Source organism: Kitasatospora sp. NPDC088264 (assembly GCF_040685715.1).
GTDB lineage: Bacteria > Actinomycetota > Actinomycetes > Streptomycetales > Streptomycetaceae > Kitasatospora.
In genome coordinates this window covers 96,580-110,721 of sequence record NZ_JBFBIR010000017.1, presented here as the reverse complement: position 1 = coordinate 110,721, position 14,142 = coordinate 96,580, and the positions used below count along the sequence as shown (strand labels likewise).

Below are 14,142 nucleotides of genomic sequence, written 5' to 3'. Positions count from 1 at the left end.
TCCATCCGTGCGGCGGCGACACCCCCGGGGCCACCGAGGGCCGGGTGGTGAACGCGATGCTCACCGACCAGACCGAGCGGATCCCCACCCTGCGCCTGGCCGAGGCCCAGTCCCGCTGGCGGCCCACCCACGTCTACCAGTTCGACTGGCACGTGCCCTACGTCCCCGGCCTGCCCGCCGCCCAGAACCTGGGCGCCATGCACACCCTGGAACTGCCCTTCGTCTTCGGCGGCCTGGACCTCGGCGCGATCCCGCGCGGCGCGCAGACCGTCGCCGCCCAGCGGCCCGAACTCACCCGGCTGTCCGAGCGGATGGCCGACGCCTGGGCCTCCTTCGCCCGCGAGGGCGACCCGGGCTGGCCGTCCTACACCGCCGACGCGCGGGCCACCCGGATCTGGGACCTGAACCCCAGCGTCCAGTACGCCCCGCACGACGACGAACGCGCCCTCTGGGACGACTACTCCTTCCCCGCCCTGGACCTCGGCACCCGCTGAGGCCTTCCCGCCTTCCCGCCTTCCCGCCTTCCCGCCTTCCCACCGGAGCAGGGGGCCGGGCCACCGCCCGGCCCCCTCGGCACGCCCCGCCCCGGCGTCCGGCCCCTGAAACCCGCTGGCCAGGCCGGTGCGGCCGCTGCCACACTGCGGGCCGTGAACAGCCTCCCCGCCTGGACCCTGCGCCCCGCCACCGCCGCCGACGTCGAACCCGTCGCCGAACTCAAGGCCGTCGTCCTGCGCGCCGACCTCGAACGCCTCGGCCGCTACGACGACGACCGGGTCCGCCGGCGCCTGCGGGCGGGCTTCTCCAGCCGCCACAGCTCCGTCATCCTCGTCGACGGCGCCTTCGCCGGCTCCGTCACCGTCCGCCCCGCCGAGCAGGGCGGCCGCTGGATCGAGCACTTCTACCTCGCCCCCGCCCACCAGGGCCGCGGCCTCGGCACCGCCGTCCTGCGCCACCTCCTCGCCCAGGCCGACGCCGCCGGCGAGCCCGTGCGCCTCGACGTCCTCCAGGGCAGCCCCGCCCGCAGCCTCTACGAACGCCACGGCTTCGTCCTCGACCACGAGGACCCGATCGACGTCTACCTGGTCCGCGAGCCCGCCGCCTGAACCGGGGCCGGCCCGTTGGTCGGGGCGTGGCGCCCGGTGACGCTCGCCCGGGTGACGCGAGTAGGCCGGACGGATGGTGACCGGCGGTCGGGCGCGGCGCTCACCCGAGCACCGGGCCCGACCGCTTGTTAGCGTCCCGTCCATGATCGACAGCCCGCACTCCACCGGCTCCGAACACCCCCGCGCCACCCGCCGCGGCCTGCTGCGCACCGCCCTCGGCGCCACCACCGCCGGAGCCCTCACCCTCACCGGCGCCCGCCCCGCCCAGGCCGCGCCCCGCACCGCCACCCGGCGCATCGACTTCCACGGCCTCCACCAGGCCGGCATCACCAACCCGCCCCCCGGCTACGGCACCTTCCTCGCCCTCGACGTCAAGGCCCGCGACCGCAAGGCCCTCGAAACCCTCCTGCGCACCCTCACCGACCGCATCCGCTTCCTCACCGCCGGCGGCACCCCGCCCGACCTCGGCCCCGCCGCCGCCCCCTCCGACAGCGGCACCCTCGGCCCCGACCTGCCCGCCGACGACCTCACCGTCACCGTCGCCGTCGGCGCCTCCCTCTTCGACACCCGCTACGGCCTCACCCGCCACCGCCCCCGCCGGCTCACCGCCATGCGGGCCTTCCCCGTCGACGCGCTGCGCCCCGCCGAATGCCACGGCGACCTCTCGCTCCAGATCTGCGCCGAGAACCGCGACACCGTCCAGCACACCATCCGCGACCTGCTGCGCAGCACCAACGGCCTGATCCGCCCGCGCTGGCAGCTCGACGGCTTCCAGAACCGCTCCCGCCCCACCGGCGCCGCCCGCAACCTGCTCGGCTTCAAGGACGGCATCGAGAACCCCGACACCACGAACGCCCGCGAGCTGGACGCCCTCGTCTGGGTCGGCGAGGGCGGCGACGAACCGCGCTGGGCCGCCGGCGGCAGCTACCAGGTCATCCGCGCCATCCGCACCCTCGTCGCCGGCTGGGACGAGGTGCCGCTCAAGCAGCAGGAACGCCTGATCGGCCGACGCAAGAACGACGGCGCCCCGCTCGGGGCGGCCGGCGAGACCGACACCCCCGACTACCGCAACGACCCCGACGGCGCCGTCATCCCCCTCGACTCCCACATCCGCCTCGCCAACCCCCGCACCGACGGCACCCGCGACAGCCGCATCCTGCGCCGCGCCTTCAACTACGACCGCGGCCTCGATTCCGACGGCGAACCCGACCTCGGCCTCGCCTTCTGCTGCTACCAGCAGGACGTGGCCCGCCAGTTCGAAGCCGTCCAGACCCGCCTCAACACCGAACCCCTCGCCCGCCACCTCCGCCCCACCGGCGGCGGCTACTTCTACGTCCTCCCCGGCGCCCACGACACCACCGACTGGCTCGGCCGCACCCTCCTCACCGCCACCTGACGCCCCGGTTCGCGCGCCCGTCGCCCAACCGGGGCGCGGGCGCCCGCCGTTGGGGCGACCTGCCGAAACCGAGGGGGCCGTCCGCCGCCGTACCGGCCCGCACCCCGACCGCCCCGGCGGCCGGGATGTCGGTGGGGCGGGTGATGATGGGGGCTGTTTCGAGAGGCAGGACGGAAGGACACCCCCTTATGAGCTGGTGGCAGCAGCCACTGGTCGGCTTCGACCTGGAGACCACGGGCACCGACCCGGCCGTGGACCGCATCGTCACGGCCGCGCTCGTGGACACCGTCGGGGCCCGCCGGGTGGGGGCCGCGCACTGGCTGCTCGACCCCGGGGTTCCGATCCCGGCCGAGGCGGAGGCGATCCACGGCATCGGCGACGACCTGGCCCGCGGCAAGGGCCGGCCGGCCAAGGAGGCGGTGGAGGAGATAGCCGGCGCGCTCTGCGAGCGGCTCGCCGCAGGGCGCCCGGTGGTCGCGTTCAACGCGCCGTTCGACCTGTCGCTGCTCGACGCCGAGCTGCGCCGGTACGGGCTGGTGCCGCTCGCCGAGCGCCTCGGCGCCCCGGTCGGGCCGGTGCTGGACGCGCTGGTCGTCGACCGGGCGGTGGACAAGTACCGCAAGGGCTCGCGCACCCTGCAGCGGGTCTGCGAGGTGTACGGCGTCGAGCTGACGGACGCGCACGAGGCGGGCAGCGACGCGCTGGCGGCCGTCCGGGTCGCCGTCGCCCTCGCCGAGCGCTACCGGGCCGAGGTCGGCGACGTCGCGCCGGCCGAGCTGCACGAGCGCCAGATCGGCTGGTACCGGGAGTGGGCCGAGGGCTTGCAGGCGTGGCTGCGCCGCGGCAAGGACCCGCAGGCCGTGGTCGACCCGCGGTGGCCGATGAGGTGACCGCCCCCGGTGAGGCCGGCGGGCCGGGCGGGGCCTAGCCGGCCGGCCAGTCGAAGGTGTAGCCCTGGGCGACCAGCCAGGGCAGCAGCTGCTTGAGCGCGGCCACGGTCTGGGTGCGGTCGCCGCCGCCGTCGTGCATCAGGATCACGCCGCCGGGCTTGAGCTGCTTCTGCACGGTGGAGACGATGGCCGGCACGCCCGGGCGGGACCAGTCGCGCGGGTCGACGGACCAGCCGAGCGAGGACATGCCGAGGCTCGCGGTGATCTGCTCGTTGTCGGCGTTGAAGCCGCCGCCGGGGGCGCGGAACCAGCTGACCCGGGTGCCGGGGCCGCCGGCCTTGACGATCATGTCCCTGGCGGCGGAGATCTCGTAGGCGGCCTTGTCGTGGGGGAGCTTCGCGAACGGCTGCGGGTGGTGGACGCTGTGGTCGCAGAGCCGGTGGCCGGCCGCGAGGACGCGCTTGACCAGGGCCGGGTTGGCGGCGGCGTTCTGGCCGATCTCGCAGAAGGTGGCCTTGGCGTGGTACTGGGCGAGCAGGTCGAGGATCTGGCCGGTGGCGGGGCCGGGGCCGTCGTCGAAGGTGAGCGCCACGGTGTGGCCGCCGGAGGCGGTGGAGCCGATGACGGTGCCCGGCTTGACCGGCGCGGGCGGCGGCGCGGGGGTGCCCGAGAGCGTGGTCGCTACGGGCGTGGTGGTGACCGGGGCGCTCGGCGTGCCGCTGTGGGGCGCGGCGGTCGTCCCGGCCGGCGCCTTGGGCGTGCGCGGCTTCGGGACGGCCGGCGGGGCGGCGGAGGCGGGTGCGCTGTCGGAGCCGGGGGCGGGCGCGACGGTGGCGACGGGGCCGTCGGTCGGCCGGGAGTCGGTCGGCGCGATGGTGATCGGGGGCTGGGTGCTGACGCCGGCCGTCGGCTGGAGGGCTCCGCTGGCGGTGCCGCACGCGGCCAGGCCCAGGGTGGCGGCCGCCACGACGCAGCCTGCGACCAGCCGGCGGCGGGCCGTGAGGGCCGTACGGGTCGGAGGGGAGGGCCGGCGGGTGGCGGAGTGGGGCATGGCGGCGGCTCCTGTGGTGCAGAGGGGTGCAGAGGACGGGTGCCGATCCCTCGGTCAGGATGACTGTCCGATAGGACGCCGAGCGTACGTGCCCCGGTTGCGGAGCGGACCGGAGCGCCGTAGGAGTCTTCTCACACGCGCCCGGGTTGGCGCCCCCGCGGCCCGCCGGGTATCCCGGGGGCCGTGACGGGGGCGTCCCGGCACTTCAAGGCCCGGCACTTCAAGGCCCGGCACTTCAGGAGCCCGCCACTTCGGAAGCCCGACGCCCCGGGAGCCCGACGCCTCAGAACGGGTACCAGCGCACCTCGGTGGCACCCTCCCGCAGCGAGGCGACCCGGCGCCGGAACTCCGCCAGCGCGGCCGGATTGCCGGGTACCTGCTGGGCGACCCAGGAGGCGCTGGCGGTCTCCCGGGCCCCGCGCAGCACCGCGAAGCCGGGCCAGGCGCGCACGTCCCAGCCGTACGCCTCGACGAAGGCCCGGTACTCCTCGCCGGGCACGCCGTACCGGTCGTGGCTGAGCGCGAGGACCACCAGGTCGTGTTCGCGCAGGTCGTGCGAGACGTTCTCCAGGTCGAGCAGGACGGGCCCGTCCGGGCCGACGTGGACGTTGCGGGGCAGCGCGTCGCCGTGGATCACACCGGGGTGCAGGTGCGGGGCGAGGTCGGGCAGGGCGGCGGCGAAGCCGTCGCGGCGGTGGCGCAGGAAGGCGACGTCGGCCGGGTCGACGTGGCCCTCGGCGGAGGCCAGCCAGCGTTCGACGGGGGCCAGCAGGTCGCGGTGGGCGAGCGGGAAGGGCGGCAGCGGCAGCCGGTGCAGGGCGCGCAGCAGCGGGGCGAGGTCGGCGGGGCGGGCGGGGCGGACGGCGGGGGCGAGCCGGTGCCAGAAGGTGACGGGGTGCCCGTGGGCGAGCTGGGGCTCGGCTTCCACCGCGTCGTACGGGCGGACCACCGGGACGTCCTGGGCGGCGAGCCAGTGGGCGACGGCGAGTTCGTGCCGCGCCCGTTCGTACAGTTCGGGGCCGCGGCCGACCTTGGCGACGACGGCCGGGTCGCCGAGGTCGAAGACGGCGTTCTCGCCGAGCGCGAGCAGCCGGGCGTCGCCGGGGCCGGGCAGTCCGGCGGACTCGCAGGCGTGGGCGAGCAGCAGCCGGGCGCGGCCTTCGTCGAAGGGGATCATGGCGGTGCTCCGTTGGGGCGGCGTTCATCCGGAGGCCTCCGGACGGTGATCATCATGACGGACCGGGGTGGGGTTTTCCCTACCCTCCCACCCTGACATCTCCTCCCAGGGGGTAGGGGAGAGATCCACCCTGAGGGGGAGCTGTCTCCACCCGGAGCACGAGGTCAAGGGGCGTGCGCCCGGGAGAGACTGGGTCGGGGCCGCTTCGGAGCGGCCTGACGGGGGTTGGACCACGGGGGCTCCTTGCCGGGCGGCAAGCAAGTACTCGTAGGATGACGCCCAAATCCACTTACCTGCCGACCGGCTAGGGAGCGCCGCCGCGCGTCTCCCACCGGTCCAGCCGTCGCCCGGCGTCCCGTCCCCCAAGGGCTGCGGTGAACCATGCCCAGGAGGCATCGAGCATGTTCCACCGACTAGGACAATTCGTCGTACGCCGCGCGTGGTGGGTGATCATCGCGTGGGTGATCGGAATGATCGCCGTCCTCATGACCGCGCCGAAGGTCAGCTCGCAGACCGACGAAGCCGCGTTCCTCCCCAAGCACTACGAGTCCATCCAGGCCGCACAGGTGCAGGAGCGCGCCTTCCCGGCCGCCTTCACCCCGGGCGCGCTCGCACTCTTCGAGCGCAACGACGGCGCCGCGTTCACCGACGCGGACAAGGCCGCGATGGGCAAGCTCGTCCAGGACCTGACGGCCAAGAAGATCGACGGCGTCGAGAAGATCATCCCGCCGTCCGACCAGCTGGGCATATCCCCGGACCACAAGTACGCGATGGCCATGATCGCCGTCGACAAGTCGAAGCAGCAGGACCAGAACGGGACCGCGGACATCGCCAAGGCCCTCCGCGACGACGGCAAGGCACTGGCCTCCGGCACCGACCTGAAGTTCCAGCTCGGCGGCCCCGCCGCCCAGGCGCTCGACCAGAAGGAAGCCTCCGGCTCGGCCGAGGGCATCATCACCATGGCCACGGTGCTCCTGGTCATCGTGATCGTCGGCATCATCTTCCGCGGCATCCTGGCCGGCCTGCTGCCGGTCCTGGTCTCGCTGATGATCGCGCTGCCCGCCTCCATCGGCCTGATCAACTACGCGACCGACATCTTCAACCTCAAGAGCACACCCATCCTGATGGCGATCCTGATCGTCGTCGTGCTCGGCGTCGGCACCGACTACTTCCTGTTCCTCGCCTTCCGCTACCGCGAGCGGCTGCGGGCCGGCGACGACCGCAACGCCGCCGTGGCCAACGCGGTCGGCCGGGTCGGCGAGGCGATCGCCTCCGCCGCCGGCGCCGTCACCATCGCCTTCGCCGCGCTGATCCTCTCCAGCCTCGGCATGTTCCAGGCGCTCGGCCCCGCGCTGGCGATCGCGGTCGTGGTCACCGCCCTGGCCTCGCTCACCCTGGCCCCCGCGCTGCTCGCGGTCATCCCCGCCCGCGCCGTCTTCTGGCCCGGCAAGAAGTGGACGGACGAGCCGAGCACCGCGCGCTTCACCGCGCTCGGCCGGGTCGTCCAGAAGCGCCCGGCGCTGGCCGCCGTCGCCTCCGGCGGCGTACTGGTCGCCCTGTCCGTGGGCGCGCTCGGCTACAACGGCCTCTTCGACATGGCCGGCAGCTCCATGCCCAAGGACAAGGAGTCGATGGTCGTCCAGGACAAGATGGCCAAGGGCTTCTCCGCCGGCGCCGCCGACCCGAGCCAGGTCTACCTGAGCAGCACCGACGGCAAGAAGCTCGACCCGGCCTCCTTCCCGGCCTACGCCGACAAGCTGCAGGGCGTCGGCGGGGTGTCCAAGGTCTACCTGCCGAGCGCCGACGCCAAGAGCATCAGCGCCGACGGCGCCACCGCCCAGTTCACCGTCATGCTCAAGGACGCCCCGACCAGCAACGAGGCGATCGACGCGGTGACCGAGCTGCGCACCGTCGCCCACGCGCAGGCCCCGGCCGGCAGCGAGGCCAAGGTCGGCGGCCTCACCTCGGTGTTCAAGGACATCAACCTGGCGATGACCCACGACTACAAGCTGGTCTTCCCGATCGCCGGGCTGCTGATCCTGCTCATCCTGGCCCTCCAGCTGCGCAGCGTGGTCGCCCCCTGGTACCTGATGGCCTCGGTCGGCCTCGGCTTCAGCGCCACGCTGGGCGCCACCACGCTGATCTTCCAGAAGATCGGCAACGAGACCGGCCTGATGTTCATGATGCCGATCCTCATCTACCTCTTCGTGGTGGCGATCGGGACGGACTACAACATCCTGATCATCGCCCGTCTGCGCGAGGAGGCCCGCGCGGGCCGCAGCCCGCGCGAGGCGGCCCGCGAGGCGCTGCGCCACGCCGGCCCGACCGTCGCCGCGGCCGGCTTCATCCTGGCGGCCTCGTTCGGGACGTTCATGCTCGCCGGCAACACCTTCATGATGGAGTTCGGCTTCGCGATGGCCTTCGGCATCGTGCTGGCGGCCTTCGTGATGGCGATGTTCTTCACCCCGGCGCTCACCGCGCTGATCGGAAACCGGGCCTGGTGGCCCGGCCACGGCGCCGACCCCGAGCACGGCCACGGCGCAAGCCTCGGTGCCGGCCCGGCGCCGGCGGCGGACGCGTACGGCGTGCCGGAGCCGGCCGGACGGCGCTGATCGCCTCGTTCGGACACGGGCGACGCCCGACCGACGCGCCAAACAGGCGGCGTCCCGCTTCGGCGGGGCGCCGCTTGCCCCCTTTCCCTGGCCGTCAAACGTGATCTGTTGAGCACAAAAGTCCCCGGTCAATCGGGGTGTCGCCGTGCTACAGTCGACTCAGTTGCAGTTTTGGTTCCCATGAACGCATGTGTGCGCCTGCTGGTCCAACCAACAGGCGCATTTGTTTTGTCCGGTGTTTCAGTCTCCGGATGGGGATCGCGGCTACTCCGGGGTTCACGCGGTGTGAATCCCTGATGCCCCAGTTTTTTGAGGAGACGGTTATGGCTACCGGCACCGTGAAGTGGTTCAACAGCGAAAAGGGCTTCGGCTTCATCGAGCAGGCCGAGGGCGGCCCGGATGTGTTCGCGCACTACTCGAACATCCAGGCCAACGGCTTCCGTGAGCTCGTTGAGGGCCAGGCCGTCGAGTTCGACGTGACCCAGGGCCAGAAGGGCCCGCAGGCCGAGAACATCCGCGTCATCGGCTGACGTCAGCCTCCACGCTGACTCGCGATCTCGCGAAGCGGGGGCCCGTACCACACGGTGCGGGCCCCCGCGCATGCCGCCGTACGGCCGGGGCGGCGAGTTTCCTACCGACGGCCGACCAGCCCCCACCCGGGGCTGCCGACCGACGTACGGAGACTTCGTGACCACCCCTGCCCGCCCGCCGCGTGACCGCGCCGCCCGCACCACCGACCAGGCCCGCCGCGGCGAGAACCCGCGCCGCAGCGCCGGCGCCGGCCGCGGCGAGAACGCCGGTCGCACCGGCGCCGGCGACCGCGCCCGCCGCGGCGAGAACCCGCGCGCCACCGGCGACGCCGAGCGCGCCCGCAAGCCGCGCGGCCGCACCGGCGCCCCCAAGAACACCCGCGCCGCCGCCGTGCCCGAGGCCGCCGACTTCACCGTCGTCGAGGGCACCCCGGCCCGGCCCCCGGCGGACACCTTCGCCGAACTGGACCTGCCCAAGGGCATCCTCAGCACGCTCACCCGCGAAGGCGTCACCGCGCCGTTCCCGATCCAGGGCGCCACGCTGCCCGACTCGATCGCCGGCCGCGACGTGCTCGGCCGCGGCCGTACCGGCTCCGGCAAGACCCTCGCCTTCGGCCTGCCGCTGCTCGCCCGCACCGCCGGGCGCCGCGCCGTCGCCCGCTACCCGCTGGCGCTCGTCCTGGTGCCCACCCGCGAGCTCGCCCAGCAGGTCACCGACGCGCTCACCCCCTACGCGACCGCCGTCAACCTGCGGATCACCACCGTCGTCGGCGGCATGTCGATCAACCGCCAGGCCAACGCCGTCCGCCGTGGCACCGAGGTCCTGGTCGCCACCCCCGGCCGGCTCGACGACCTGATCGGCCGCGGTGACGTCAACCTGTCCGACGTCGCCATCACCGTCCTCGACGAGGCCGACCAGATGGCCGACATGGGCTTCCTCCCGCAGGTCAGCAAGCTGCTGGAGCAGGTCGCCGAGGGCGGGCAGCGGATGCTGTTCTCCGCGACCCTGGACCGCAACGTCGACCGCCTGGTCAAGCGCTTCCTCACCGACCCGGTCACCCACTCGGTCGACCCGTCGGCCGGCGCGGTCACCACCATGGACCACCACGTCCTCCAGCTGGACCAGGCCGACAAGGCGTCCACCACCGCGCACATCGCCTCCCGCGACGGGCGCGTGATCATGTTCGTGCACACCAAGCACGGCGCCGACCGCCTCACCAAGCAGCTGCTCGCCACCGGCGTCCGGGCCGCGGCCCTGCACGGCGGCAAGTCCCAGCCGCAGCGCAACCGGGTCCTCGACCAGTTCCGCGACGGCCACGTCACCGCGCTGATCGCCACCAACGTCGCCGCCCGAGGCATCCACATCGAAGGCCTCGACCTGGTCGTCAACGTCGACCCGCCGGTCGACCACAAGGACTACCTGCACCGCGGCGGACGCACCGCCCGGGCCGGCGAGTCCGGCACCGTCGTCACCCTCGTCCTGCCCGAGCAGCGCCGCGAGGTCAACCGGCTGATGACGGTCGCGGGCATCCGCCCCACCGTCACCAAGGTCCGCCCCGGCGACGCCGACCTCGCCAAGATCACCGGCGCCCGCACCCCCAGCGGCGTCGCGGTCGCCGTCGCCGTCCCCGCGCCCGCCGAGGCCCCCGCCGCCAAGGCCGACGCCAAGTCCGGCAACCCGCGTCGCCGCCCCGGCAAGCGCTCCGCGCTGCCCGCCGACGTCGACATGAACGGCAACCCGCGCCGCCCCCGCCCCAAGCAGCGCATGGGCGGCGCCGCCACCCAGGGCGACCGCCCCCAGGCGGCCGGCTTCATCGGCCGCTCCTCCGGCCGCGCCAAGCCCGGCAGCGGCGCCAAGTCCGGCTCCAACTACGGCACCGGCCGCCAGCGCCGCGCCATCGACTGATCCCCGGCGACCGCCCGACGGCCCGGCCCCCTCGCACCGAGGGGGCCGGGCCGTCTCGTCGTGGGCCCGGCTGTCCGACGGACACCATCACCCCGCGGCGGTCCGACCCGGGCGAATCTCCGTTGATGTTGGTCATGTGCAGTGCTATGTACATCACCACCATCGATCGACGGAGGTATCCGGATGTCCGTGACACAGACCGACATCGATGACGACGCGCTGGAACGAGCAATGACGCTCGCCGGAGTTCGGACCAAGAAGGACGCCGTCAACCTAGCACTGCGCTTCTACGCCGAGCGGCAGGAACGTGCTGCCCGGATCAGCCGGCATTTCGAGCGGGCTCGGCACTGGGGAGCCGTCGAGGACGCAGAGCGGATGCACCGAGCGGAGAAGGACGCCCGGTGATCTATCTCCTCGACACCTCCGGACTCGTCCGGTTGTTGGGCGAGCCCAAGCTCCTGGCCGTCTGGTACGACGCGATCGACGCGGGGTCGATCGCGTCGTGCTATCCGCAGCGCGCGGAGTTTCTGCACAACGCGCGCAGCGGCCGGGAGTACGACGAGATCACCGAGATGTTCGCCGACCTGTACCCGGACGTCTCGGTACCGAAGAACGCTGGGCGCTGGATCGACACGGTTCAGCGGCGCACGGCCCTCGCCGGGCAGCACCGTAGTGCCTCCGCGGTCGACCTCATGATCGCGGCGACGGCCGCGCACCACGGCCTCACGGTCCTCCACGACGATGCGGGCTACCGCACGGTGGCGCGGCACGCCGCCGACCTGAGCGAGCACAGCATCCTCGATCACGAGTGAGTCGGCCCCGTGGTCAGGCGGTGAGCGTCCGGGGCATCGTGGCAGCCGTACGCGCCTCGTCGTAGCGCTCCAGGAGGAGGGTGGCGAGTTCGGGGGCGGGGCCCAGGACGGCGGCGACGGCGTCCGCTCCGGCGGCGGCCTCGGCGATGCGGTCGGGCAGGAGGCCCGGGGCCAGCAGGTAGGGGGAGACGGCGGTGCGGGCGGCGCCCGCGGCGCGCAGGGCGGCCAGGGCGTCGGGCACGCGCGGGCCGGTGGCGGAGGCGTAGGCCACCTCGACGGCGGCCCAGCCGCGGCTGCGGCGCCACGCGGCGGCCACCGCGCGGGTGGCGGCGTCGGCGGCCGGGTCGGAGGAGCCGGCCGCCGCGAGCACCACGCCGGTGCGGGCCCGGACGGCGGCCGAGCGCACGTCCACCCCGGCTTCGGCGAGGCGGCGGTCCAGGGCGGCGAGCAGCAGCGGCGACGGGCCCAGGACGGCGGCGACGGGCAGGGCCGCGCCGGCCGTGCGCAGGGCGGCCGGGACGTCGTGCTTGGCGTGGTAGGCCCGGTTGAGCAGCAGCGGGACGGCCACCGCGTCGTCGAGCCGCCCGACGACCTGCGGGATGCGCGGCGCGCAGTGGTCCAGGTAGGCGGTGGCGACGTCCAGCCCGGGGCGCAGCGCCCGCACCTCCTGGACCAGTGCGGCCACGGTCGCGGCGTGCCGCGGGTCGCGGCTGCCGTGGGCGATCAGCAGGAGGGCGGGCATCGGCGTCGGCCTTACTTGACGGCGGCCAGCAGGCCGCGGTTGCGCAGCACCCGGCGCTCGACCGGGGTGAAGACGAGCAGTTCGATGGCGATGCCGACGAACAGGATCAGGATGATGCCGAGCAGCACCCCGGACATGTCGGAGAACTCACGCTGGTCCTCCAGGAACCGGCCGAGGCCCCGGCCGAGGTCGGGGGAGGAGGCGACGAGTTCGGCGGCCATCAGGGAGCGCCAGGAGAACGCCCAGCCCTGCTTGAGGCCGGCCAGGTAGCCGGGCAGCGCGGCGGGGATCAGCACGAGCCGGGCGCCGGTGAGGCCGGTGGCGCCGATGGTGCGTCCGGCGCGCAGGAACAGCGGCGGCACCTGGTCGATGCCGGCGACCAGGCCGTTGGCGATGGAGGGGACGGCGCCGAGCAGGATGACCGCGTACATCATCTGGTCGTTGATGCCGAGCCAGATGACCGCGGCCGGCACCCAGGCGACCGAGGGCAGCGACTGCAGGCCCTGGAGGACCGGGCCGATGGCGGTGCGCACCGGCCGGACGCGGGCGACGACCAGCCCGATCGGGGTGCCGATGACGACGGCGAGCAGGAAGCCGGACAGGCCGCGCCAGACGCTGGTCCAGATGATCGAGAACAGCGTGCCCTGGTACCAGAGCTCCTGGGCGGAGTGCCACACGTCGGTCGGGCTGGGCAACTTGTAGGCGGAGGTGAGGTGCAGGCTGTAGGCGCCCTGCCACAGGGCGAGCACCACGAGGACGCCGATCAGCGGCGGCAGGGCCTTGGTCCGCAGCGCCTGGCCGAGCGAGCCGCGCTGGGCGGAGACGGCGTCGAGGGCGTCCAGGCCGGCGCCGACACCGGCGGTGTCCGTGGCGGCGGCCCCGTCGGTCCTGTCGGCCTTGCCGGCCTTGCCGGTCTTCTCCAGGACCGGGGTGCTGTCAGTGCTGGCCATGGCGACGGATCTCCCCACGCAGTTCTTCGGTGATCTCGATGGACAGGTCGGCGACGCCGGCGGACTCGATGCGGCGCGGCTGCGGCAGGTCGATCCGCCACTCGCGGGCGACCCGGCCGGGGCGGGAGGAGAGCAGGACGACGCGCTGGGCCAGGCGCACGGCCTCGCGCACGTTGTGGGTGACGAACAGGACGGACAGCTGCCGCTCGGCCCAGATCCGGGTGATCTCGTCGTGCAGCACGTCGCGGGTGATGGCGTCGAGCGCGGCGAACGGCTCGTCCATCAGCAGCACCTGGCTGCCCTGGGCGAGCGCGCGGGCCATCGCGACGCGCTGGCGCATGCCGCCGGACAGCTCGTGCACGCGCTTGCCGTACGAGCCCTTGAGGCGGACGAGTTCGAGCAGGCGCTCGGCTTCGGCGCGGCGCTCGGGGCGGGGGACGCCGGCCAGCTTGAGGGCGAGTTCGATGTTGCGGCCGGCGGTGAGCCAGGGGAACAGCGCGTGCTCCTGGAACATCAGCGCGGGGCGGCCGCCGGGCACCTCGATGGCGCCGGCGGTGGGCTGGTCGAGGCCGGCGACCAGGTTGAGCAGGGTGGACTTGCCGCAGCCGGAGGCGCCGAGCAGGGTGACGAACTCGCCGGGCGCGACGTCGAGGGTGATGTCGTCCAGGACGTGGGTCTGCGCGCCCGGGCGGCCGAAGGACTTGTGCACGTGCGAGATCCGGACGGCGGGCGCGGCGCCGCCGGCGTCGGCGCCGGCGGTGTCCGCCGAGGTGGTCAGTGCCGGTGTCATCCGGGCACCTCCTGCGTGAGTGGTCTGGCTGAGGGCTGGCGGAGCGGGAGCGGGGCCGGGGCCCGGCCCCGCCCGTCCCGGTGGGCATCGATCGCGGATCGACAGGGCGGGCGGGGGTCCGGACCGCGGAGTCGGGGGCGGAGTCTGGGGCGGACTCGGCGCGGCTCGGCGTTACTCGGCACC

Annotated in this window: 14 protein-coding genes; 9 read left to right on the top strand and 5 right to left on the bottom strand. The window is 74.0% G+C overall.

All coding sequences use genetic code 11. From position 1 onward, the window contains the following. The first annotated feature begins 44 nt into the window (after positions 1–44). The 4 genes from AB0O82_RS16410 (at position 45) to AB0O82_RS16395 (ending at position 3,389) form a co-directional block, all read left to right on the top strand. Complete coding sequence (locus tag AB0O82_RS16410; protein WP_363584143.1) at positions 45–494, top strand: carboxylesterase family protein; 450 nt, start codon at positions 45–47, stop codon at positions 492–494. A 153-nt stretch (positions 495–647) separates the two neighbouring features. Next, entirely contained in the window at positions 648–1,103 is a 456-nt protein-coding gene (locus AB0O82_RS16405) for a GNAT family N-acetyltransferase (RefSeq protein WP_363584142.1), read from the top strand. 142 nt (positions 1,104–1,245) lie between these two features. Continuing rightward, positions 1,246–2,499, top strand: a complete 1,254-nt coding sequence (gene efeB / locus AB0O82_RS16400) for an iron uptake transporter deferrochelatase/peroxidase subunit (protein ID WP_363584140.1) — start codon at positions 1,246–1,248, stop codon at positions 2,497–2,499. A gap of 188 nt (positions 2,500–2,687) precedes the next feature. Next, entirely contained in the window at positions 2,688–3,389 is a 702-nt protein-coding gene (locus AB0O82_RS16395) for an exonuclease domain-containing protein (RefSeq protein WP_363584138.1), read from the top strand. Between the two features lie 34 nt (positions 3,390–3,423). On the opposite strand, the gene AB0O82_RS16390 is transcribed toward AB0O82_RS16395, so the two are convergent. Then, a complete protein-coding gene (locus AB0O82_RS16390) occupies positions 3,424–4,440 on the bottom strand; it encodes a polysaccharide deacetylase family protein (protein ID WP_363584136.1) in 1,017 nt (338 codons plus the stop codon). Between the two features lie 283 nt (positions 4,441–4,723). Next, complete coding sequence (locus AB0O82_RS16385; RefSeq protein WP_363584134.1) at positions 4,724–5,617, bottom strand: aminoglycoside phosphotransferase family protein; 894 nt, start codon at positions 5,615–5,617, stop codon at positions 4,724–4,726. Positions 5,618–6,087: 470 nt separating this feature from the next. On the opposite strand from AB0O82_RS16385, the gene AB0O82_RS16380 reads away from it, so the two are divergent. The 5 genes from AB0O82_RS16380 (at position 6,088) to AB0O82_RS16360 (ending at position 11,477) form a co-directional block, all read left to right on the top strand. Next, positions 6,088–8,229 carry an MMPL family transporter gene (locus AB0O82_RS16380; protein ID WP_363584208.1) on the top strand — a complete coding sequence of 714 codons (2,142 nt, stop codon included), beginning with the start codon at positions 6,088–6,090 and terminating at the stop codon, positions 8,227–8,229. Between the two features lie 323 nt (positions 8,230–8,552). Beyond that, positions 8,553–8,759, top strand: coding sequence for a cold-shock protein (locus AB0O82_RS16375; protein WP_350881634.1), 207 nt, complete (start codon positions 8,553–8,555; stop codon positions 8,757–8,759). Between the two features lie 391 nt (positions 8,760–9,150). Next, positions 9,151–10,665, top strand: a complete 1,515-nt coding sequence (locus AB0O82_RS16370) for a DEAD/DEAH box helicase (RefSeq protein WP_363584206.1) — start codon at positions 9,151–9,153, stop codon at positions 10,663–10,665. Between the two features lie 183 nt (positions 10,666–10,848). Continuing rightward, complete coding sequence (locus AB0O82_RS16365; protein ID WP_363584132.1) at positions 10,849–11,070, top strand: type II toxin-antitoxin system VapB family antitoxin; 222 nt, start codon at positions 10,849–10,851, stop codon at positions 11,068–11,070. Then, positions 11,067–11,477 carry a PIN domain-containing protein gene (locus tag AB0O82_RS16360; protein ID WP_363584130.1) on the top strand — a complete coding sequence of 137 codons (411 nt, stop codon included), beginning with the start codon at positions 11,067–11,069 and terminating at the stop codon, positions 11,475–11,477. The genes AB0O82_RS16365 and AB0O82_RS16360 overlap by 4 nt, the downstream gene beginning before the upstream one ends. Before the next feature lie 13 nt (positions 11,478–11,490). Here AB0O82_RS16360 and AB0O82_RS16355 read toward each other — a convergent pair whose 3' ends face one another. The 3 genes from AB0O82_RS16355 to AB0O82_RS16345 are packed head-to-tail and all read right to left on the bottom strand — an operon-like array spanning position 11,491 to position 13,959. Next, entirely contained in the window at positions 11,491–12,219 is a 729-nt protein-coding gene (locus tag AB0O82_RS16355; protein ID WP_363584128.1) for a sirohydrochlorin chelatase, read from the bottom strand. A gap of 11 nt (positions 12,220–12,230) precedes the next feature. Next, positions 12,231–13,169 (bottom strand): ABC transporter permease, encoded by a 939-nt coding sequence (locus AB0O82_RS16350; RefSeq protein ID WP_363584126.1) that lies wholly within the window; start codon positions 13,167–13,169, stop codon positions 12,231–12,233. Then, a complete protein-coding gene (locus AB0O82_RS16345) occupies positions 13,156–13,959 on the bottom strand; it encodes an ABC transporter ATP-binding protein (RefSeq protein ID WP_363584124.1) in 804 nt (267 codons plus the stop codon). Before AB0O82_RS16345 ends, AB0O82_RS16350 begins: the two co-directional genes overlap by 14 nt. Positions 13,960–14,142: the final 183 nt, after the last annotated feature.

Coding starts and splice junctions, on each gene's coding strand:
- efeB (WP_363584140.1), top strand. CDS start 1,246: ATGATCGACAGCCCGCACTCCACCGGCTCCGAACACCCCCGCGCCACC.
- AB0O82_RS16395 (WP_363584138.1), top strand. CDS start 2,688: ATGAGCTGGTGGCAGCAGCCACTGGTCGGCTTCGACCTGGAGACCACG.
- AB0O82_RS16390 (WP_363584136.1), bottom strand. CDS start 4,440: ATGCCCCACTCCGCCACCCGCCGGCCCTCCCCTCCGACCCGTACGGCC.
- AB0O82_RS16385 (WP_363584134.1), bottom strand. CDS start 5,617: ATGATCCCCTTCGACGAAGGCCGCGCCCGGCTGCTGCTCGCCCACGCC.
- AB0O82_RS16380 (WP_363584208.1), top strand. CDS start 6,088: ATGATCGCCGTCCTCATGACCGCGCCGAAGGTCAGCTCGCAGACCGAC.
- AB0O82_RS16375 (WP_350881634.1), top strand. CDS start 8,553: ATGGCTACCGGCACCGTGAAGTGGTTCAACAGCGAAAAGGGCTTCGGC.
- AB0O82_RS16365 (WP_363584132.1), top strand. CDS start 10,849: ATGTCCGTGACACAGACCGACATCGATGACGACGCGCTGGAACGAGCA.
- AB0O82_RS16355 (WP_363584128.1), bottom strand. CDS start 12,219: ATGCCCGCCCTCCTGCTGATCGCCCACGGCAGCCGCGACCCGCGGCAC.
- AB0O82_RS16350 (WP_363584126.1), bottom strand. CDS start 13,169: ATGGCCAGCACTGACAGCACCCCGGTCCTGGAGAAGACCGGCAAGGCC.
- AB0O82_RS16345 (WP_363584124.1), bottom strand. CDS start 13,959: ATGACACCGGCACTGACCACCTCGGCGGACACCGCCGGCGCCGACGCC.